16 protein-coding genes and 2 tRNA genes are annotated in these 22,404 nt (G+C 44.8%); 11 read left to right on the top strand and 7 right to left on the bottom strand.

Annotated features, from left to right (window positions below; all coding sequences use genetic code 11):
- Positions 1-170: 170 nt before the first annotated feature.
- The 4 genes from ACHUFN_RS14135 to rsgA all read right to left on the bottom strand — a co-directional run bounded on the left by ACHUFN_RS14135 (position 171) and on the right by rsgA (position 4,001).
- Positions 171-863, bottom strand: a complete 693-nt coding sequence (locus ACHUFN_RS14135) for a glycerophosphodiester phosphodiesterase (protein WP_394223074.1) — start codon at positions 861-863, stop codon at positions 171-173.
- Between the two features lie 33 nt (positions 864-896).
- On the bottom strand, positions 897-1,772 hold the full coding sequence (locus tag ACHUFN_RS14140) for a DMT family transporter (RefSeq protein WP_394223075.1): 876 nt from the start codon (positions 1,770-1,772) through the stop codon (positions 897-899).
- A 3-nt stretch (positions 1,773-1,775) separates the two neighbouring features.
- Complete coding sequence (gene asd, locus ACHUFN_RS14145; protein WP_394223076.1) at positions 1,776-2,723, bottom strand: archaetidylserine decarboxylase; 948 nt, start codon at positions 2,721-2,723, stop codon at positions 1,776-1,778.
- Positions 2,724-2,957: 234 nt separating this feature from the next.
- Positions 2,958-4,001, bottom strand: coding sequence for a small ribosomal subunit biogenesis GTPase RsgA (rsgA, locus tag ACHUFN_RS14150; RefSeq protein ID WP_394223077.1), 1,044 nt, complete (start codon positions 3,999-4,001; stop codon positions 2,958-2,960).
- Positions 4,002-4,087: 86 nt separating this feature from the next.
- Between rsgA and orn the strand changes: the two genes are divergently transcribed.
- The 10 genes from orn to ilvN all read left to right on the top strand — a co-directional run bounded on the left by orn (position 4,088) and on the right by ilvN (position 14,466).
- Positions 4,088-4,633, top strand: coding sequence for an oligoribonuclease (gene orn / locus ACHUFN_RS14155; protein ID WP_394223078.1), 546 nt, complete (start codon positions 4,088-4,090; stop codon positions 4,631-4,633).
- Between the two features lie 101 nt (positions 4,634-4,734).
- Positions 4,735-4,810: transfer RNA gene (locus ACHUFN_RS14160), tRNA-Gly, on the top strand.
- A gap of 163 nt (positions 4,811-4,973) precedes the next feature.
- Positions 4,974-5,049, top strand: a tRNA-Gly gene (locus ACHUFN_RS14165).
- Between the two features lie 213 nt (positions 5,050-5,262).
- Positions 5,263-6,117, top strand: a complete 855-nt coding sequence (locus ACHUFN_RS14170; protein WP_394223079.1) for a hypothetical protein — start codon at positions 5,263-5,265, stop codon at positions 6,115-6,117.
- 487 nt (positions 6,118-6,604) lie between these two features.
- Positions 6,605-9,076, top strand: coding sequence for a TonB-dependent receptor (locus tag ACHUFN_RS14175; protein WP_394223080.1), 2,472 nt, complete (start codon positions 6,605-6,607; stop codon positions 9,074-9,076).
- A gap of 88 nt (positions 9,077-9,164) precedes the next feature.
- A complete protein-coding gene (locus tag ACHUFN_RS14180; protein WP_394223081.1) occupies positions 9,165-10,712 on the top strand; it encodes a sulfotransferase in 1,548 nt (515 codons plus the stop codon).
- A 192-nt stretch (positions 10,713-10,904) separates the two neighbouring features.
- The gene (locus tag ACHUFN_RS14185) at positions 10,905-11,366 is read left to right on the top strand and encodes a hotdog fold domain-containing protein (RefSeq protein ID WP_394223083.1); all 462 of its coding nucleotides are present in this window, start codon (positions 10,905-10,907) and stop codon (positions 11,364-11,366) included.
- Positions 11,367-11,584: 218 nt separating this feature from the next.
- On the top strand, positions 11,585-11,977 hold the full coding sequence (locus ACHUFN_RS14190) for a MaoP family protein (protein ID WP_394223084.1): 393 nt from the start codon (positions 11,585-11,587) through the stop codon (positions 11,975-11,977).
- Between the two features lie 273 nt (positions 11,978-12,250).
- Entirely contained in the window at positions 12,251-13,969 is a 1,719-nt protein-coding gene (locus tag ACHUFN_RS14195) for an acetolactate synthase 3 large subunit (RefSeq protein WP_394223085.1), read from the top strand.
- Complete coding sequence (gene ilvN / locus ACHUFN_RS14200; RefSeq protein ID WP_394223087.1) at positions 13,969-14,466, top strand: acetolactate synthase small subunit; 498 nt, start codon at positions 13,969-13,971, stop codon at positions 14,464-14,466. Before ACHUFN_RS14195 ends, ilvN begins: the two co-directional genes overlap by 1 nt.
- Before the next feature lie 149 nt (positions 14,467-14,615).
- Here the strand turns inward: ilvN and iadA are convergent, their stop codons facing one another.
- Genes iadA through ACHUFN_RS14215 form a run of 3 tightly spaced genes read right to left on the bottom strand, consistent with a single transcriptional unit; the run spans position 14,616 to position 20,288 of the window.
- On the bottom strand, positions 14,616-15,782 hold the full coding sequence (gene iadA, locus ACHUFN_RS14205) for a beta-aspartyl-peptidase (protein WP_394223088.1): 1,167 nt from the start codon (positions 15,780-15,782) through the stop codon (positions 14,616-14,618).
- Positions 15,783-17,282, bottom strand: a complete 1,500-nt coding sequence (gene yfcC / locus ACHUFN_RS14210; RefSeq protein WP_394223089.1) for a putative basic amino acid antiporter YfcC — start codon at positions 17,280-17,282, stop codon at positions 15,783-15,785. It lies immediately after the preceding gene.
- A gap of 45 nt (positions 17,283-17,327) precedes the next feature.
- On the bottom strand, positions 17,328-20,288 hold the full coding sequence (locus ACHUFN_RS14215; protein WP_394223090.1) for a TonB-dependent receptor plug domain-containing protein: 2,961 nt from the start codon (positions 20,286-20,288) through the stop codon (positions 17,328-17,330).
- Between the two features lie 503 nt (positions 20,289-20,791).
- Here ACHUFN_RS14215 and ACHUFN_RS14220 point away from each other — a divergent pair.
- Positions 20,792-22,402, top strand: coding sequence for a cyanophycinase (locus tag ACHUFN_RS14220; protein ID WP_394223091.1), 1,611 nt, complete (start codon positions 20,792-20,794; stop codon positions 22,400-22,402).
- The last annotated feature ends 2 nt before the right edge of the window (positions 22,403-22,404 follow it).

Consider the following 22,404-nt stretch of genomic DNA (forward strand, 5'->3'; position numbering starts at 1 on the left):
CAAAAATGATTAAGCGAAATGAAAAAAACGAGCCGTTGGCTCGTTTTTTTATGTCTGGATTTTAGGTCTAACGCGTATTGGGCGATCGCTGTGTATTGCAAAGCCCCGTGTATTGCCGAGCATTGCGTATTACCGATCGTGAGGGCGACTTATCCGCGAGTTCCATAAAATTATTCAGAAAGAACATTAAGGGCAATGTCTGGCACATTGGTGAATATACCCGTTGCACCCCATTCTTTTAGCATCAGCATATCTCTGGGTTCGTTCACCGTATACACAAACACTTCAAACCCTTCGCTAAGGGCGGTTTGAACAAAAATTTTGTCAACGGCATCTAGTGCAATGTTTACTGAGAAAGCCTCTAGTGCGCGAGCGCTTGCCGTGCAGTCTAACTCGTAACTTGCCGATAGTGCGCCTATCTTTACTTCTGGCCAGCGCTTGGAAATAGCGTAAAGCCAGTGATGATTGAATGAGGAAATTAGCAGTTTGTCGACGTCTAAAGCGCTTTGGCTCACCGCTTCTTTAACTTCTTTAACCCAGCTATCTACGTTGTTTAGGTGCTTTATTTCAATATTGCACCACTTATCATAAGCAACACAGCTAAGGGTATCTGCAAGCGTAGGTATTCGCTCACCCTCGCCAATATCCATTTCGCTGAGTTCCTGCCACGGCACATCAAGTAAATAGCCTGGTTCACGTGCGCGGCGAGCCAAGGTTCTATCGTGAAAAACCACAATACCGCTTTCGTGTTGGTAAGTATCAAACTCAATGCCGTCAGCCTTTTGTTTAAAAGCCAAGTTAAATGCTTTAATTGAGTTTTCAGGCGCCGCTTTGCTGGCCCCTCTGTGCGCAAAAATAAGCATAGGCAATGGAGTCCTTGGGGTTAAAATTGTGCGTTATGAATTGTTTGAGTTATGCAGTTTATGCGTATTAAGCGTTTCATACACCGACGCCGAGGTGATAAGAATACCACCAAGTAGTGCACTCCACCCGGGCTTTTCATTAAGCAAAATAATAGCAAGAAAAACGCCATACAGCGGCTGCATACAAGCAATTAACGAGAAGGTTTTTGCCCTAAGATGACGTAGGCTGGTGGCAATAAGCGCGTGAGGAAGCGCGGTAAACACAGTACCTAACAGCAAGAGCATTAGCCAAGAGTTAGCAGATGCAGCGCTGATATCAGCGCTTCCCACAGGAAGTAACAATAGGCTAATAACCAACGTTTGCCACGCCATGGCTTGAGCACCGCTGTAGTGCTTAAAGTGCTTGCGGTGTATAAGGTTTCTAAACGAATACAAAATGGCAGAGGCGATACCGATTAACACCCCAAGGGTAATATCATTTTCCAATGATGTTTCTGGCACTATCAAATAAACGCCAGCAACCACGGTAAGCGTTGAGACAATATCTTGCCATACCAGTCTTACTCGTTCGAAAAAAGGTTCGATAAGCACCGTAATCACTGGAAAGGTAAAGAGGGCAATCATTCCCACAGACACGCCAGCGTATTGCATGGCAGCAAAATACGTCACCCAATGCAGCGCCATCAACACGCCTAAGCCTAGGGCAACACCGTAGTCTTTTTTGGAATTAAGCTTTATTTTATTGTTTGCCAGTTTCAAAAAGGCAAATAGCGCTATGCAGGCAAAAACCGAGCGTACCAAAGTGATATCACTGGCACTAAGCGGTACCAGCCTTGAGAATAGGGCGGTACCACCAAGTAAAATTACCGTGAAGTGAAGTGAGATCAGACTTTTTTTAACAGCATCCATAAATTAGCTGTCAGCGCCCTCTGGTGAAGCCTCACTCTTTTCGTCACTGGATGTTTCACCATCAACTTGCGTGTCGTTAGCAGAAGCTTGTGCGGTTGATTTAAAAGCCATAGGTTCGCCAAGGCGAGTCACCATGCCAGGGGCGAGGTCTTCAAAATCAATCATGTCTTTTTCAAAACATACCACAATGGTAGAACCCAGTTTAAAGCGGCCCAGCTCGGCACCTTTCTCTAGGAAGACAGCAGCTTCGCTGTCTTTTTCATATGACCAATGTTGAACATTTTTACCCGCAGGTGGTGTAACCGTGCCTGCCCAAACGGTTTCAATGCTGGCCACAATGGTGGCACCCACTAATACCATTGCCATTTTGCCTACAGGAGTATCGAACAAGGCTACTACACGTTCGTTACGTGCAAACAGCCCCGGTATATTTTGTGCTGTAAGCGGATTTACTGAAAACAGTTCGCCCGGCACATACAACATGTCAGTAAGCGTGCCCTCAATAGGCATATGAATTCTGTGATAGTCGCGAGGGGCAAGGTAAATGGTAGCGAACTTACCATTTTTAAATGGCGCAGCCACATCAGGCTTACCGCCTAATAATGTGGTCAAGCTAAAGTCGTGGCCCTTTGCCTGAAAAATGCTGTCGCTATGAATATCCCCAAACTGGCTAACTGTTCCATCAACAGCATGGATAAGTACGTCATCGTTTTCATCAATAGTACGCGCTTCAGGTTTAAGCGGACGCGTGAAGAACTTATTGAAGCTTCGGTAATGCTCTGGCTCTTCGTGAAGCGCTTCTGTCATATCAACATTATATTGCTTGATAAACAGCTTGATGAAAAAGGTTGTAACGCTACCCATTTCTGCTTCAGCGAGCTTGCCCACAAGGCGAGAAAGCAAGTGCTTTGGTGTAACGTATTGTAAATTAACTTTAAGCCAATCTAACACAAAATATCTCCGTTTCTTTTATGCAAGCAGTAACGCAGTGCATACATAGCGTTATTGTATAGTAAGTCGTGGTATTAAGAGCAACTTTAGGGTTATGAGTGCTTACACAAAAGCATAAGCATTCACGTTTTGCGATTTCTACGCCGTTTACGCTAATGCAGTTTGACGCAATAAATGCGTAAGTTTTTTCGCCTAAGTAGTTTTACTTTAAACAACGTTAGGCACCAAAGGGGGTTACGCCCCAGGTGGCTGACTGTGGCTAGGACGTTGCTCTTCCATGGTGGTTAAAATTCGGTGGTAGCTGTCGAAGCGCTCAGCGCTGATCTTCCCTTCTTCTACTGCTTCTCGTAACAAGCAGCCAGGGTCATTTAAGTGCTTACAGTCTCTGAATTTACAGCCGCCCAAATAATCTCTAAACTCAATAAAGCCCCATGTAATGCGCTCGGTTGGAATATGCCATAAACCAAATTCGCGCACGCCTGGCGAGTCAATTAAGTCGCCGCCGGCTGGTAAATGAAGTAACTTCGCGGCAGTGGTCGTGTGTTGACCAAGCCCAGAATTATCTGAAATATCACCTGTTAGTTCGTCGGCGTCTGGCAAAACTTGATTGATTAGACTCGATTTTCCTACGCCTGATTGGCCTACAAATACGCTAATATTATCGTTTAAGTATTCATTTAGCGCATCAATGCCCTCGCCAGTTTTGCAACTGGTGAACAATACTTCGTAGCCTAGGTTTTCGTAAGTTTTTAGTTGTTCTGTGACGGTTGCTCGTTCATCGGTGCTAAGTAACTCTACTTTATTAAGCACGATAAGCGGTGTAATGCCGATGTCTTCGCACGCCACTACATAGCGGTCAATAATATTGAGTGAAAGAGTAGGTAATATGGCGCTAACCACGATAATGCGGTCTATATTTGCAGCGATGGGTTTAATGCCGTCGTAATAATCGGGGCGGGTAAGCACAGAGTGCCTGTCTTTCACAATTTCGATAACACCACGTACACCAGACTCGGCATCGTCACCTTTACTGAAAAACACTTTGTCGCCGCACACTACCGAATCTACCGTGCGGCGTATATGACAGCGAGATACCACGCCGTTAGCATCTTCAACATCGGCATGTTTACCAAAGCGGCCAATTACCGTGCCGCTTTCTAGCGTGCTTTCATCAAGGTTTGCAGCAGCTTTTGAAGCATTCTTTTCACGCAAGCGTTTGCTTCGGTTTGCTGCGACTTGTCGTTTCTGTCGTTGTGTAAGTTTTGGTTTTTTCGCCACGATTCTTTTCTAGTTTCACGTATACTATGTCAATAATACCGTTTGTAGGGCATGGTTGCCATGTCTGAAGCGCAAAGAGGAAAGTAATGAGTAAACACGACAGTAACCTTGTTTGGATAGACATGGAAATGACAGGGTTAGATCCTGAAACCTGTGTTGTAATGGAAATTGCCACTATCGTCACCGACGCGCAGCTAAATATTTTGGCTGAAGGCCCAGTTATAGCGGTTCATCAAAGTGATGAAGTGCTAGATAATATGGACGAATGGTGCACCCGAGTGCACGGTGAAAGCGGGCTAACGGCTCGTTGTCGTGAAAGTAAAGTAAGTGTAGAAGAAGCGTCAGCGCAGACCATTGCCTTTCTTGAAAAATGGGTAGATGCGGGCAAGTCGCCTCTGTGTGGAAACACTATTGGGCAAGACAGACGCTTTATGGTGAAGTACATGCCAGAGCTTGAGGAGTATTTTCACTACCGCAGTATTGATGTAAGTACCATTAAAGAGCTTACTAAACGCTGGAAGCCAGAAATTCTTGATGGATTTAAAAAGAAGGGCGTGCACTTAGCGCTTGATGATATTCGCGAGTCTATTGAAGAAATGCGCTATTATCGTGAAAAAGTGTTTACGATTTAAGCATTCAAACGTTGAGGTACAAAAAAAGTAGAATTAAAGGTTGCGTTACCCCAAAATTTTTGTAAAATGCGCACCACTTCAAACGAAGTACCTCTTTTGTTGCGGGAATAGCTCAGTTGGTAGAGCACGACCTTGCCAAGGTCGGGGTCGCGAGTTCGAATCTCGTTTCCCGCTCCAAATTTTCAAATCTGATAGTATTCATTACTTTCAGTGGGCGTGAAAAGCGCGACCCCTTGTGGGCCCGCGACCGAGTGTCGGCCAGTTGGCAAATCTCGTTTCCCGCTCCAAATTTAAATCTGAATCTAATCAGATATCAAAAGATGCACAGCATCGACTCTATGCGGGAATAGCTCAGTTGGTAGAGCACGACCTTGCCAAGGTCGGGGTCGCGAGTTCGAATCTCGTTTCCCGCTCCAAATTTTTCAGACACATCAAAAATTAAAACTTATCTAGTTTTTAAGTCCGACCCCTTGATGGGCCCGCGACCGAGTGTCGGCCAGTTAGCAAATCTCGTTTCCCGCTCCAAATTTTCATATCTACAGTTTAATCAAACAACAGTTTTCAGAACGTTAGTCTGAACCAATTGCGTGGATTGTGTTCAAATCATTTCTGCAATTACAGACAGTTAAATGATGATTGAGCAAGGGAATGGCAGTCGGTATATTGAGATAAAAGTATCTCCTCAAAAGCGGGGTGTTAATACATCCGCCTTAAGTGCCATTTCACTTTCTGTCGTGTTAAATGGTTTAATGCTGTTGGGCTTTGCAATGAGCATGCGTAGCAGTGAACCAAGCAATTCAAACATTGTTTCAAACAATTACTTCAGTCAGCATAGCGTGATCAAAGCCATATTGATAAAGCCCAGTGTTGGTGTACTTCAACCACAGGTTTCAAAAAGCGTCGTGCAGCAGTCCAACTCCTTGAAGATTGAGGGTAGCACTGCTACGCCAGCAATACCGAGTAAACAAGAAGGGCAGGGCGACAGTAACGTCTCTGCAAGGAATGAAGGTATTGAAGAGAGCATCAAAGGCAACATCAAAAATACTACAGCGCCTGTAAATACATTAAAGCCAGACCCTAACCTGCCTGAGCTTATGCCTGCCCCCATATCTTTGCCTAGCGCAATAGAGATTAAACGCGCAGCGTCCAACTATATAAAGCATCTTGAACAAGCGCGTTTGCAACACCTCGCCGAAGACGCTATCAACAAACGCAAAAACGCTTCTGCGCAAGGCGAACGTAAAATCATCAAGCCTTTTAAATCAGAGGAAGAGCTATTGATTGAAAGTATGCAAATTGTTGTCGACTGCACTACAAAAAAAGGCGCTTTGTTTAATTTTCTAAGCCGCAACAAGGGAGTGGTATTAGAAGATCGCGACCTTCCCAGTTTTTCGCATTCCTCAGCGTGGCCTAGTGAAGGAACAGTGAAATGTCGAGATCACAGTAATTTTAGTGAATATATCGATAAACGCGTTAAGAAGTAGACACTGACTGTTTAAACCGAGTTTTTCGACCAATTGATATAAGCCTATCTCCTTAAGTGGGTTTCCATTCGCTCTTACTTGCACCGTAAAAGTGCGTTGATGCTTTGCTACGAGGATGTGCTCTCTAATTCATTGTTATATATAATAAATTAACTTTTTTGAATGTGTGAAAAACAAAATGAAAAATCAGTGGTGGTGTAAATGTGGGAAAAATTGCACTTTCAGTGAATAAATATTTTGTTTCACTCTGGCTTTTACTCATTTTTATATTAGAATGCGCGCAAATATCGGCACGTATTCTGCTGAGTTAGAAGTCTGCAGGCCCTATCAGCGATTAGTTTCTAATAAGAATAAAATCACTATCGCAGACGAGTCGGTACGCAAAATTACCTATTTAACGCTAAAAACGCTTTATCAGAAGGACTCTGATTATTCTTATGGAACAGGCTGGTTGTTCTTTAGCAATGTCCATTTTAAGAGAGAGAAAATGCATAATAAGAGTGCTCCTTTTCATATCTCCGCTGTAGCAGGTGCAGTTTTAGCTGCCTGTTCAAGCCAAGGCGCGTATGCCCAATCAGTGGCGATAGATGAAAAACAAATCGAAAAAGTAGAAGTAACAGCAACGCGTAGAAGCGGCACGCTTCAAGAAGTACCCATCAATATTTCTGCGTTAACTTCAGATGTTTTAGATCAACAGAACATCGAAGACTTAGATGCCGTAGCTCGCTGGGTGCCGGGTTTGACTGTCACTGATCAAGGTGGGCGCAACGACTCTCCCATTATCGTTCGAGGCCTAAATACCAACTCTTCTGGTCCAGGTTCAAACGGCGAAACGGTTGCCACATATTTCGGTGATATACCTTTGTTCCTTAATATGCGTTTAGTTGATGTAGACCGCGTTGAAGTACTAATTGGGCCTCAGGGTACGCTTTACGGCGCAGGAACACTTGGCGGTGCCATTCGCTATCTTCCTAAAAAGGTTGATTTAGAGTACATGTCTGGTGAAGTGTCAGGAGATGTATTCAGCATTAACGAAAGCGACTCTTTAGGTAGCGAAAGCAGCATCGTGTTCAATGCGCCAATCATCGACGGCGAATTAGCGGTACGCGCTTCAGTAAATTACTTTAATAACCCTGGCTTTCTTGATTACAACTACGTGGTAAGAGAGCCTGGTGTTTCGTTACCCGACCCAGATTGGTCTAACGAAGAAGAAGTAAATGAAAATCTAAGACGTGTAGAAGATGCTAACGGTGAAGACACGCTGACAGGTCGTGTTGCAGTGCGCTGGGCTCCAACTGAATGGTTAGACGGTACACTAACGTACTTTTACCAAAAGCAGGATGTTGAAGGACGGTCTATTACACACTTCGACGCGCTTTCAGCAGAAAACCCATTAAGTGAAATTATTGGGCCTTACGAGTCTGCCTATCGTTATGAAGAGCCTCGTGAAAAAGAAGATGAACTATTAAGCTTAGAAGTAAGCGCAGATCTTGGCTTTGCCGAGCTTGTGTCAGCAACAGGTCTTTCTAACTTTGAAGCCAATGGACAGCGTGACCAAACCGATCTTCTTATCCGCTTAGACTATAGCTACGAAGAATTCCCTGCCTTTTCTGCTTATACCGAAGAAGTTGAAGAGCGCGAAATCTTTACGCAAGAACTTCGATTGGTTTCGCAAACTGGTGGCCCTTTGTCGTGGATTGTGGGTGGCTTCTACTACGATTTAAGCAGTGACGGCAGCAGTAAAGAATTCACGCCTAATTTCGACGTTTATGCTATAGATGTATGGGGTGTAGATGGCAATTACCGTCCAGATTCACTGGAGTATTTCTCGGTTGATGAAACCGAAATAACCGAAAAAGCGTTATTTGGTGAATTAACTTACGAGATAACGCAGGAATGGGATGTAACACTTGGGCTGCGTGCATATCAATACGATGTGTTCTCTCGCTCAGCGGTTGATTTGCCACTGTACAACTCTGTTTTTGAGGGTAGAGCATCAGATTCAATTGTGTTGGACTACGGTGAAACCGAAGCGGACGATAGCGGCACGCTATTTAAATTCAATACCAGTTATCAGTTTACTAACAACACCATGGGTTACGTGACCATTAGTGAAGGCTTTAGAATTGGTGGCGCTAACGGTGTTGGAGCGTGTCCAGATAATGTTGATGAGTTAAACAATCAGATCGTGTGTGCTACGCCCGAAGAGCAGTTATTTGAAGCCGATACCACCACTAACTATGAGTTAGGTGTTAAAACAAGCTTCTTTAAAAACAAGCTTCAGCTAAATACCGCGCTATTTTACGTTGATTGGCAAGACCCTCAAGTGCAGGGCGCAACGGTTAATGGCCAGCAGCCAATTACGGTAAACGCTGAAGGTGCAGAGTCGAAAGGGGCAGAGTTCTCGGTTCGCGGTATTATTGGTGATCACATCACTACCTACGCAACCTATGCGTACACAAAAGCTGAGTTAACAGCAGATGCGCCATTCTTATTCGCGGTATTAGATGACCAGGGTACAGAACTTCAAGACTTTTACGACGGTAAAGATGGCGACCGCTTACCTGGAACGGCTGAACATCAGTTCTCGTTTGGTATCACCTACAGCCAAGAAGTATTTGACGACAAAATGCTAAACGTAAACTACGGTATTACTGCGCAAAGCGATGTATTTACCACGGTTGGACTTCGTCAAGACGGTGAAGCGCTGCCAGGTTTTGCGGTGAGTAATCTAAACGCCACCATTTCAGATGAAGACTGGTCGGTTACGCTTTATGTAGATAACTTGTTTGACAAGTATGCATTCACGTCAACCCGTCGTAATGTGGGTGATATTGGTTTAGGCCAGTTTAACGATGTGCTAGAACCTAACGGCACAGCACTACAGCGTAATTACGGTCACTATTTATTAATGCCACGTACCATTGGATTGATGGTCAATTATCGATTTGGCATGTAGTATAGTTATCGCTGCACAATGCTAGATAAAGGCGCTTATGCTTGATGTGTAAGCGCCTTTTGCGTATTCAACAGGTTCTTAAAAAAAAATGAATTCAAGCCAAACCCTTCTAGACGATGCTGTAAGTTTTTTAAACAAACGCGACTATCAGAAAGCACACCGTTGTTGTGTTGAAGTTATTCAACAAAGTGGCCCTCATGCGCACGCTTATTTTTTGCTTGGTATTATTCATATCGACATTGGTCAGATAGAGAAAGCCATTGCGCTATTTGAAAAATCAAACAGTATAGAGCATCGGCCAATTACGTTTGCTTATATGGCTAAATGCTACGCTTTAAAAGGGGATATGCGGCAAGCGTTAGACTGTGTAAAAGAGGCACCTGTCGATACGCTTACACGTGCGTTAGATTTAGACACGGTCGGAGTATCGTTATCTCGCGTTGGTTTGCACGATGCGGCAAAGGCATATTTTGAAAAAGCGTTGCGCTTAACGCCACATAACCCGCAATACAATTATAACTTTGCTGTTAGTTGCAAATTTGCCGGAAAGTTCGAATTGGCTCGTCATCATTTCGAAAAGGCGATAAGCCATGCTCCCGACTTCTATCAGGCCCACTTTGCGCTATCAGACTTAGGTAATATCTCAAAGCAGCAAAACCATCTAAACCGGCTGAAAACACTGGCTTCTAAAGTAGAAAATAACCCCGATGGGCGCCTTCACATTGGCCATGCACTGGCAAAAGAGTATGAATCGTTAGGTGATTATCAACGTGCATTCGCGGCGTTGCAGCACGCAAAAATGCCGCATCGTGAACGCAGCGTTGCCACCCTTAACGACTATCAATCTATTTTCAACACGCTTCACAGCCAATTGTCAGTTGAAACACCGCAAAGCACGCAAACCAGCAATGCACCTCTATTCGTAGTAGGAATGCCGCGAAGTGGAACCACATTAGTTGAACGCATATTAAGCCATCATTCGCAGGTAGCGTCGGGGGGAGAGCTTCAAGATTTTGGTGTTGCAGTAAAACAGATTTCCAATACCGACAGTCAACTGGTACTTGATTCGCCCACAATTGCACAAGCGTATCGCAGTGATTTATCTGCAATAGGCGAACGTTATTTATCAAGAACGGCCTTTTTGCGACAAGGTCATAAACACCTTGTTGATAAACTACCGTTCAACTTTTTTTATATAGACTTAATTCGTCGTGCACTGCCCAATGCAAAAATTATTTGTTTACAGCGCAACGCAATGGATACTTGCGTGGGTAACTTTCGACAGTTGTTCTCTATTCATAGCCCCTACTATGCTTATGCCTATGATTTGGATGTAATAGGGCAGTTTTATCTAGGGTTTAGTGATTGGGTTAACACCTTTGCTCATGCCTATCCCGAGTCTATTCGTGTGCAATCGTATGAAGCCCTGGTAGAAAACCCAGAGCAAGAGGTTAAAGAGATGCTTGCTTTTTGTGACTTATCTTGGGAAGCACAGTGTCTGCAAGTACAAAACAATACGCTTCCCGTTTCTACCGCCAGTAAAGTACAGGTTCGAGAGCCGATTAACACAAAGTCTATTGGGCGCTGGAAACGCTACGAGCCACAGCTTGATACCCTTAAGGCAATGTTTCTGTAGAAACGTAAGCCGCGATGCAAAGCTGTATACGTGCTGCTTTTTGTGTTTACTTTCAATCATCGGTTGCAACCAATTAACACAACGATTATGTTTATAGGTATTTAACTGGTCAAACCAGATTGGCGGCACACGTAATCTACGTTGTGTAAAGGCGAATTTTTGTAAGGCTTAATTGAAGCTAGCGTGGACACTATGTCAAAGAACTATGTATTAAATACCTATAATAAATTCATGAAACTTCCGTTTGGCAAAAAGCTGTTTAGCTGGTATTCAGCGCGAAGAGCACCGTATTTTTCCACTGTTTCGCCAATTATCTCAGACATAAAACCAAACTATTGCGAAGTGCACATTAAAAAGCGTAAAGCGGTAGAGAATCACATTGGTACGGTTCACGTTATCGCCATCTGTAACGGCTTAGAAATGGCAATGGGATTTATGTGTGAAGCGTCAATTCCAAAGAACTTGCGTTGGATTCCAAAAGGTATGGAAGTGAAGTATCCCGCTAAAGCCGATTCCGATATTCGCTGTGTAGCAGAAGTGCCTGATGATGCATGGAAGCCTGGCGACTTGCCTATATCTGTTAAAGCTTACAATGCTGAAGGGACAGTGGTTGTTGATGGCACAATTACAGTATGGGTGAGCGAGAAGCGCTAGTTTGCACTTGCTTACTAAAGGCCGCATAAGCGGCCTTTTTTTGTGTCGTTAAAACTAGCACTTTATTAAGTTTTTATTTCATCTCTATTTCTGTTTGACAGGATATCAAAACCCAACTAAGAATAACGTTTAAAGCGATTAAGGCGCTGAATCGGTAGTCTATTTCATTCAACATTTATGTTGTAACACTGTCTGTGTGGTCGACACAGGTATTAGCGATGGAAGAGGTTAAGATGTCTGTAATCACAAAAGAGCAAGTCACAAGAAAGCCCTTTATGGATAAGAAAAATTACCCCTATGGCTTCGCCCGTTCTGGGGATTTTTCTATTAATGAAAGTAAACTTCTGCAAGCTCATGGTAGCTTGTTTGCAGCGCTAGTGGACGGCAAAATCACTCCCGAAAACGATGAAGAGCAAGCTTACTTAGAGTCTGCGCTTGGACATCGTGAACCGGCGACGCCTCAAGAAAAAGCATGGTTAAAATATCAAGCTAGAATCAACAGACCCAAAACCGCTAGTATCTACGGATCTAAACGAGCTGCTGAAGAAGATGTTGACGATGAGGGGGATATGAGCGATAACAGTGATCTAGACATAGACCTTGATAATTAAAGGTACGCCTTTATTCCTGTTGAATGGATAAAGGCGCGCAACTCACTTTCCATCATTTTATTGTTTGCAGTGTTAATTTTTTGTAAACAAATATCCTATTTTCAGTAAAAATTACACTTAGATCGAAACATATATCCTAATTATTGCGAATATTGGGATATATATCTCACTTTTGCGCAATTTAGTGTTTTATCTTCCTATTACCTTAGATATAGTCGGGGCATCGTCAACGTACGCTGACAAACCCCCCAACCCATTACAGGAGAAAGCACTGTGAAAATGATGTCGGGCGCAGCCATGGTGGTTGAAGCGCTAAAAGATGTAGGAGTGACACACGTGTTCGGTTACCCAGGTGGTGCCGTACTAGACATTTACGATGCGCTATTTGCGCAGGATGATGTCAAACACGTCCTCGTACGTCATGAACAGGCAGCCGCTCATATGGCGGATGGTTATGCACGTTCAACTGGCAAAACCGGCACAGTGCTCGTCACATCAGGTCCAGGCGCAACCAATACTATCACTGGTATTGCAACCGCATATATGGACTCTATCCCGATGGTTGTTTTATCGGGACAGGTGCCTTCGAAGCACATCGGTGAAGATGCGTTTCAAGAAACAGACATGGTCGGATGCTCGCGTCCAATCGTTAAGCATAGTTTTTTGGTAAAGCGTGCGGTTGATATTCCAGAAGCGATTGCAAAAGCGTATTACATAGCCAATACAGGTCGTCCTGGCCCGGTTGTCGTTGATTTGCCAAAGGATATAGTGAACGTGGCGGAAGAGCATCCATATGTGTTCCCAACCGACGTGACTATGCGTTCGTACAACCCAACTGAACGAGGCCACCCTAAACAGGTGAAAAAGGCGGTTGAGTCGTTGCTTAAAGCAGAGCGTCCCGTGCTTTATGTTGGCGGTGGCGCAGTAGCGTGCGATGCATCGGCTAAAGTTATTGAATTGGCTGAAAAGCTTAACTCGCCGGTAACGTGTACGCTGATGGGACTTGGCGCTATGCCAGGCACACACAAGCAATTTATCGGCATGCTTGGCATGCACGGCACATTAGAAGCTAATAAAACCATGCACAATGCTGATTGTATTATTGCGTTAGGTGCTCGTTTTGATGACCGTGTAACAAATAATGTAGATAAGTTCTGTCCTCACGCAGATATTATTCATGTAGATATCGATCCTGCCTCTATTTCTAAAACCGTAAATGCACACATTCCGGTTGTAGGGTCGGTTGATAAAGTGCTTGATCAAATATTGGCGCAGGTTAATAAGAAAGATTTATCTGGCCAACAAGAAAAGTTATCAGATTGGTGGCAGCAAATTGAAACGTGGCGTTCGCGTCAGTGCTTGAATTATAACCAAGGCGAAGAGGTCATTAAACCTCAGCGTGTTATTGAAGCACTCTATAAGCATACCGATGGAAAAGCTTATGTAAGCTCTGATGTAGGTCAGCACCAAATGTTTGCGGCGCTATATTACCAGTATGACAAACCGCGTCAGTGGATTAACTCAGGTGGCCTTGGCACCATGGGCTTTGGTTTGCCAGCGGCAATGGGAGTGCAGTTCGCGCATCCTGGTTCAACGTCGGTTGTAGTAACGGGTGACGGAAGTATTCAAATGAATATTCAAGAGCTGTCTACCTGCTTGCAGTATAACCTTCCCATTAAAATTATTTCACTGAATAACCGTGCCTTGGGTATGGTTCGCCAGTGGCAGGATATGATTTATAAAGGGCGTCACTCGCACTCGTATATGGATTCAATGCCTGACTTTGTGAAATTGGCGGAAGCTTACGGCCACGTTGGCATTAAAGTAGACAAGCTCGAAGAGTTAGATGCAGCTATGGAGAAATGTTTCAGCTACACAGATCGCTTAGTGTTCATGGACATAGCAGTAGACCAAAACGAACACGTATATCCAATGCAAATTAAGTTTGGCGCAATGGATGACATGCGCTTAAGTAAGACGGAGCGAACCTGATGAAACGAATTATTTCTGTATTAATGGAAAATGCCCCAGGCGCACTTTCTCGAATTATCGGTGTATTTTCACAGCGCGGCTACAACGTTGACTCACTTTGTGTAGCACCCACTGACGATGCAAGTCTTTCGCGCCTTACTATTATCACTCATGGTGATGATAAGGTCATTGAGCAAATCACTAAGCAGGTGAATAAGCTTATTGATGTTCTTAAAGTCGTCGACTTATCAGAAGGTGCCCATATCGAGCGTGAGCTTATGCTAATAAAAGTGGCTACACGCACCGAGTCAGTGCGCTCTGAAGTAAAGCGTAATTCAGATATTTTCCGTGCGCGTATTGTGGATGTGAACGTGAACAACTACACCATAGAAATTACCGGAACGACGGACAAGCTGGATGCGTTTGCGGCGACGATGGGGCAATGTGCCGAGATTATAGAGTCTTCACGCACCGGCGTGTGTGGTCTTGCACGAGGTGATAGGGCACTTCGCCCCTAAGTACATTGGTTTGAGTAAAGTGGTTAAAGTAGAGTGGTTTGGAAACTAACGTAATACTTCATTTATAAAAAACGAAAAAGGGCGCTAGCGCCCTTTTTTATTGTTCTGTTGCGAGGCAAAACACTGCGAACTTTATCATGCAGCCATAGTTACTCAAACGTGCCTTTAACCAACGCTTCGCCCTGCTTAACCAGTTGCTTGCCTTTAGCGATAACATGCACAATGTCCAGTGTCGCCTTATCGCATAACACTATGTCAGCATCACAGCCAACAACTATTTTTCCTTTGTGATGCAACTTAAGCCTTTTGGCTGGAGTACTACTGACAACGGCAATGGCATTTTCTAACGATACATTGTGTTGTAAAACCAGAGCTTTAAATGCGTCGAATAAACTGCCTACTTTTCCCACTTCTAAGCCTACAAGCAGGCCATTATCATCAAAAACGGGAAGGCTAGCGTTTCCGTCTGAACTCATGCTTAAACAACTTGCAGGTACACCTTGATTTAAGCAGTAGGCGACGGCTTCTGCAGCGGGTATTTCACCCTCTTCAATAAATTGCTCGTTGGTGCTGGTGGTCATATCAATAACACCGCCTTTCTGCGTCCAAGCAATGCCGGCATCTAGCAAACTTTGGTTTCTATTGATGTGAGTAGGGTAGAACTGACTTGCCGGTATATCCGTGTTATCAACAACATTATGCAATACAGAAAGTTGGCGCTTTCCGTCTCCAGTATGAATGTAAACAATACCTGCCTTGCCGGAAATCATGCCACCAGTTCGTGCTTGCGCTGCAACCTCTGCAAGGGCTTGAACAGTGGGTTCGGCAGCCCTATGATCGGCAATAGCAACTTCTCCCACACCAATCATGCAGTCAATTAGCACAACATCATCAGTAACGTTACCGGTAATGGTGCGGGCCGGTAAATGGTAAGAACCTGTGTAGCAATATGCGCTGATCCCTTCCATGTTTAGGCCTTTTGCCTTAGCAACTAAATCAGGAAGCGTTCGCGTGGTTGCATCGGTACCTAACGCACCAATGACGGTTGTTACGCCATGCAAACTCGCATCACTTAGTTGCATTTGTGGTGTGCGAGTGTGAAAACCTCCTTCGCCACCACCGCCAGAAATATGTACTAGACTGTCAACAAGACCCGGCAGCGCAATTAAATCACTGCCGTCGATAATGTTTAATGAAGGCGAGTGCATCGACATGTTGGGGGCAATATGTGCAACGGCATTGTTGGTGATAAGAATGTCTACCGTGCCTTGTGGTGAAGGCGAGTAGCACTCTACATTTTTGATAAGCGTTAGCATTTAAGAGAAACCTATTAGAACGGCGGTGATAACAGTTAGCGACGCAAGTGCGAAAAGGCAGGCGCAAAACTTTGCGATAAATTTTACCCATGTTGTCCAACTTACGCCAGCCACACCTAAGCAACCAATTAGCGAAGCAGAAGTCGGAATGATTAAGTTAGTCAGGCCATCGCCTAACTGAAAAGCTAGCACGGCAACTTGGCGAGTGACGCCCACAAGGTCTGATAGCGGTGCCATTAGAGGCATGGTAATAGCGGCCTGTCCTGATCCAGAAGCAATAAAGAAATTAAAGATGCTTTGAAACAGCAGCATTAGCCAAGCACTCATTACGGAACCGGTTTGTGCCAACGCGCTGCCAGTGTGATGCAGCAAGGTGTTCAGCACAGAGGGAGAAGTCACGTCGTCACCACCTAGTACTAATACTATGCCCTTTGCCATACCAACAATAAGGGCGGCAGGCAGCAGCGATTGTGCGCCGCTAACAAACGCAGCACTAATATCATTGACTCGCATGCGTCCGCCAATCCACGCGATGGCACCTACCATGATGCCCATACAGAAAAACTGTGAAGCAATTTGTGGGATGTAATAAGCGTGAACAATCACCCCCCACATTACCCAATAAATACAGGCAAAAAAGGCGGCAAGAATAAGTTTGTCGGTAACGGAAAAATGCGGTTCAGCGAGTTCATTCGTTGATGCAGTGGAAGTTGTGAACTCTAGAGATGGCGCTTGGTTACTTGCCTCAGCTGTTCTGTTAAGCGTTTGATTATTATTTTTTAGCTGTTTTGCATAACGCAAAGTGAAGATTAAACCAAAAGCCGTAAACAGAGCCCAAATGGTCATACGAAAATATTGGCCAGACATTAGCGGCACGTCGGCAATGCCTTGTGCTATTGCCACAGAAAACGGGTTCATCCAGCTTGTAGCAAAGCCGATTTGCGTAGCCACGTAAGTTACAAGCACTGCCATGATACCGTTATAGCCCATGGCGGTCATTAGCGGCACTAACACAATACAAAATGCAATGGCTTCTTCGCCCATTCCAAATACTGCTCCACCTAATGAGAACAGTAAAAATAGCGCGGGAAGCAATAAATTGTCGGCGTGCTGGTAGCGCTTTATCAACGCCATAATACCGTTATTGATTGCACCTGTTTGCATCACAATGCCGAAAGCGCCACCAACAATTAGAATAAAAGCGATAACACCAACTGCCGCGCCCCATTTGTCGCCGGAAACCATACCGTCAAAAGCATAGTTGGCTATGCCTGTTGTGTTGCCAGTGCCATCGAATAACACAAAACCATGGCTTTCTTCTACATATCTGAAGCTATCGGCATCAAGCACGGTTTTCACGTTACCGTCTGATGTAGTGATACTTTTGGTGTCAAAGGTGCCTGCTGGCACAAGCCAAGCCACTAGCCCTGCAAGCAGTATTACAAAAAATAAGATTACGAATGCATCAGGCATTCGCGATGTAGAAGGTGAATGTTGCAACCTTACCTCCGAAAGTGAAGAGGGCTTAACGCCCTCTTTTATCACTTAGTGAAAATAGTAGCTAAACGCAAGTGTGTAGCGCGTACCAAACGGGTCGTGGTTAAAGGCGTCGAAACCTCTACCAGAGCCATAAGCTGTAGGAGCATCTCGGTCAAACACGTTATCAACAGTAAGGCGCAAGTCAGCATTCTCAAAGTAATAGCCAGCGCTTAGTGTTACGGTAGTCCAGCTGCTTACTTCGCGGGTATCGTCTTCATCTGCGATAGCACCCAACTCAATTAGCTCGTCAATTTCTCTGCTGCGCAAACGAATGATATCGTCATCATAGCTGCCAGTATAGAAGACGTAAGCACCTACGTACCAATCTTCTTGAACATAGAAAAGTTCAGCAGTAGCAACGGTTTCAGGGTAAAGGAAAGTACCTGCTAGTGATTCAATTTCATCAGAACCTGGTCTATTGCGGTCGTACGTAAGGTAGTGAGTGCCAGAAAAGCCTAGCTCCAACGTGCCGCTATCTAACTGAAAATCATGGTCAATGTCCCAGTCGATGCCTTCGAGTTCTTGAGTGCCCGTATTATCAAGCAATAAAATATGATCTCTAAACAGCGGTAACTCAGCAAAGCGTGGGTCGTCAAATTCAACCCATGCATCTAGGATTTCAGTTAAGTTAGCGCCATCATCTTCAATGGTATTCCCTGCATTATCGGTTACCAAACATAGGTCTTCTAAGTACGAAATACCTATCTCGCCTTCATCCAACACGCCGCAGTGGCGAAGCGAAGCATCGGTAATGGCGCGATCTAAAACTCCCGTCATATTTGTATCAACAATGTCTTCGTGATCGAAGGTCCAATAATCAACCGTAATCGTGGTGTTTTCTGTTGGGCTGTAGGCTAAGCCAAATGAGTAAGTTTCAGACTCTTCAGCGCGCAGCGCTGGATTACCAAGCTCAAGTACGTTATTGCCGCGAACTGTACCTTGGCCTTCACAATACAAATCTGCAACAGCGTCGTTCACCGAACAGTCGAACGAAGCACGAGTTGTTCGTAGCTGCACACCTGCTTGGGTCAAAGAGGGGGCACGGAATGCTGTTGACCACGAACCGCGAAGCACTAAATCGTCAATAGGGCGATAGGTGAAACCAACCTTTGGATTAAACGTGCTGCCAAAATCGTTGTAGTCGTCGAAACGTCCGGCAAGACTAATATCAAATTGGTCGGTTACAGGCACAAAGAGCTCTGTAAAAATACCCATCTGGTTTCTGTCTGCCGCTGAGGCACTTGAACCGAATCCGAATACATCGACAAGGAAATCGTTTTCCGCTCTCGCTTGTGAGTCTAAAGACGGCAAGTCGGTAATTTCTTCACGTCTGAATTCAACCCCTGCCGCTAGCAATACTGCATTGCCATTCCACTGCGCTATTTCACCATTAATTTTAGCATCTATACCGAACACTTCGCTGGTTCCGTCACGTGTTGGACGTGCTTGTGTTAAGCCCAAGATAGCGTCGTTTTGCGCATCGCCTACCAGAAAAGGGTTGTAGGCAGGCAGTAATGTGCCACCACCGCAGCTTAGAATATCGTCTGCACTATCGTACTGAGCAATATCGCCAGTATCACAGAGCTCTCCGTGAGCGGCCGCTGTATAAAGATAACGGTTGTAGATACCTTGCGTGGCGACCTGTTCAGACTCACTGCGAGAGTATAGTGCGCCAGCCTCCCATTCCCATTCACCAAGGTAACCTTGTAAAGACGAAACCAGTCGAATGGCATCAGTTTCTATTTCCACCGTGCGCGGGGTTGTAAAACGGGCATCGTATTGAAAGCCTTCTAGCTCGCGACCTGCAACGGTATCAAAGGGGTCTATGTATAAGTTGTTAAGAATAGCGTTACGCGCTCCCTCCTCGAGCACGTCTAGGGCATCAATGCCAATCCATGCACCTTCTTCATCGTCGACTTGATTAATGGGGGCAGGCGTTGAGAACGAGGTTGATTTGGTGTGCGAGACTAGAAGGTCTGTTCGCCACGTAACATCGTTACCTTGATATGTATAGGTGAAGCCACCTGATAACGTTTCTAGCGGTGTTTCAAAATAGTCGTCTTCATTGGCGTAGTATGCACAAATTTCTTCGCCGAACTCGGTTATTGTTAGCTCATTAGGGCAGTTAGGCGCAGGCATCTCATTGCCGTCTACTGCGCTATTGAAGAAAATGTTTGGCTGCCCTTTGGCAAGATACGAGTAGCTACTTTCCAAAATAGGGTCGCGGGTTTGCGAAAAATCGGTAGCGCGGATCGCTTTTCTATCGAAGTAATCGAAGAATGCAGTTAAATTACTGCCGTTATCGAAATTCTTACCCCACAGCATTTGAAAGTTCAGCGCACCATGGTCATTGCTGTTGGTGGTGTTTTCATAGTTCGTTTGAAGCTCTAGCCCCTCATAATCATTTTTGAGGATATAGTTAATAACACCTGCTACGGCGTCTGCGCCATAAATGGCTGATGCCCCCGTTGCCAAAATTTCTACGCGTTCTACCGCAGAGGCAGGAATACTGTTGATATCAACAAAGTTTTCAGTGCCAGACGCGAACGAGCTTGCGGCAATTCTGCGTCCGTTCACAAGTGTCAACGTTGAAGAAGGGCCGATACCACGAAGCGATGCGGCCGCTTGACCTGGTGGTGTAGAGGTAGACGTTGCCCCACTTTGGGTGGTGTCAAATGTACCCACGCCGCCTCGGGTTTGCGTTACTGTGCGCATTAGCTCTGAAATGGTAGATGCGCCCGTGCGTGCAATATCTTCTGAAGTTAAAACGGTAAGCGGTTGTGCACCTTCCATATCCGCGCCGCGGATATTACTGCCGGTAACTTGTATGCGCTCTACAACCTCTTCCTCGCTTGCTTCCTGTGCTGATACAGCTTGCGCGAAAACAGCGCCAGATATACAAAGCGATAGGTAGCTTAGCGTGCCAACAGACACACCTATTTTGTGAAGTAACGTCGATTTTTTCATTATTGTGATCCCCATAACGCGCACGGTCTAATGCCGCTTTTTGCGCGATTCAACACTTGTTTAGATAAAAATTTGCTGCAAGGCGCAGCGTGACCGCTTCAATGAATTGAAGGGCGAAGGAGCTACTCGTCGAACCACTCCGACAAGTAAAAGTTTTGATAGCGATAGTTGCCTAAGTTGGCAGCTTTCTTGATCATCGAAAAAAAACCAGTGTTGTGACGAATTATGCATTTCGTCTGAATCAAATATTGTTGTACGGCGTAAACTTTACCGTTGACATTAATAATTAGTTAACACTACGGTGAATAAAAGTCAATCAATTAAATGTTCTGTTGGTTTTAATGAAAGTTATTTTTTTGCGCGCAAATTTTTACTGTTTTAAGAGTAGTTTGAAAACATTGGTGTTATTGCTTTTGAGTGTTTATCTTTCTGTATTTTCTATGTTTTGTTTCTCGTCGCCTAACCTTGTTTTGGCGGGAGGTGCATTGAAGACATGTTCGAGTATGTCAACGAAAAACTGCAGTTCATCGTTACAGTTTACGTCGGGAAAAGCAGACATTTTGTACGAAATAAATCAGCAGTCACTGCGTAGATATCAAGAGTTGGCGAACAAATACTCACAAAGTAATGATTCTTTGTATTCAAAATTAGTGAATATAAATTCATCTGGGGGTGGGCGGCTATATACAAAAAATGCGCTATTAGATGCCCTTAATGATGCTGGGTTCTCAAACAGCGGTATTCGTGCTTTTTCTGATACTGATTACTTCATCTTGTTAGACGCGCTAGAGTCGCAGCAACTAGATGAAGAAGGCAACCGATTGCAAGAGCAAGTATCGCTAGCAAATACGAAAGCTAGGGCGTCAGTAGATATCTACACCGCATTTATTGAAGCAGCGCATGCGAAGCGGCAAGCTAAACGTGCAGAAAAGGATAGCGCTGAAACCGCCACTCGAACCACTATCGGAATTGTCACGGCATCGTCTCGTGACCCATTTGAAGCCATAGACTTTTACACTGGCGTTTTTCAGCGACCCAACGTTGACGTAATTTGGATACCGTTAACTCCCGCGTTTCAACAGGCCGTTTATGTTGAAAGCTTGGAAGGCAAAGGCTGTAACAACCTGGCGTTTTTTAGAGCGCAACATGCGCTATTTGATAAAGAAAGGTTATACCCTGAGCGCACGAGCAAACAACGTTTGTGGTGTGAAGATAACCAGTTGGCCAAAGATACGCTGTCTACCCTAGACGGCCTATTCTTTAATGGAGGAGACCAAAGTAAAACCCTAGCAGCATTAAGTACACCAACAGGAAAACCTAGCGACTTTCTTATAACCCTTCGTAAGCTGTGGCGAGACGATCAGATTGTAGTTGGGGGAACCAGTGCAGGAACAGCGGTGCAGGCTGGTGGATACAATAACCATCGACCTGTGCCTATGTTGACGAGTGGTAGTTCCGAGGGGGTTTTATCGAGTGGTGTATATGGCGTAAACCCAACATCACAACGTTGCGAGGACGACGCTCAATGCGATCACCGACTCATTGATGGGGCCATGACGATAAACCCTGACGGTGGTTTGGGCCTTTTCAATTTTGGATTACTTGATACTCACTTCTCTGAACGCGATCGCGAGGTGCGTTTAATTGCTGCCACAGCATCTAGCGGTCAATTATTTGGTTTCGGCGTCGATGAAACTACAGCGTTAATCGTCGACGCCAAAGCGCCGTTTGAAAACGTCTCTTTTTCAGTGTTAGGCAAAGGCGGTGTATTTATTGTTGATATGAGCAAAGGAAAGGAAGACATCTCACATTCCACTGCTGGTCCAAAGCGTGTTATTGCTGGTGAAGCAAGCTACTTACCTGCTCATACATCAGGACAGATTAATCTAGGTAAACTTAGTCTCTCGTTAGAACCCTTGCAAAAGCCGTCAACTTTTAAACGTGATGATAAAGGCAAGTGGCGCTTTGAATCGGGCAACCTTTGTCGTTCAAAAGACATGATTCGGTGGCAGCACGAGGGAAATTTACACGTGTTACAACCCTCAGAAGAGTCTCATTTTAACAAACTGCGCTATTGTGCTTATAGCTATGTTCCGTTTGTTGTCTACGACTAACT

Source organism: Alteromonas gracilis (genome assembly GCF_043642145.1).
Taxonomy (GTDB): domain Bacteria; phylum Pseudomonadota; class Gammaproteobacteria; order Enterobacterales; family Alteromonadaceae; genus Alteromonas; species Alteromonas gracilis_B.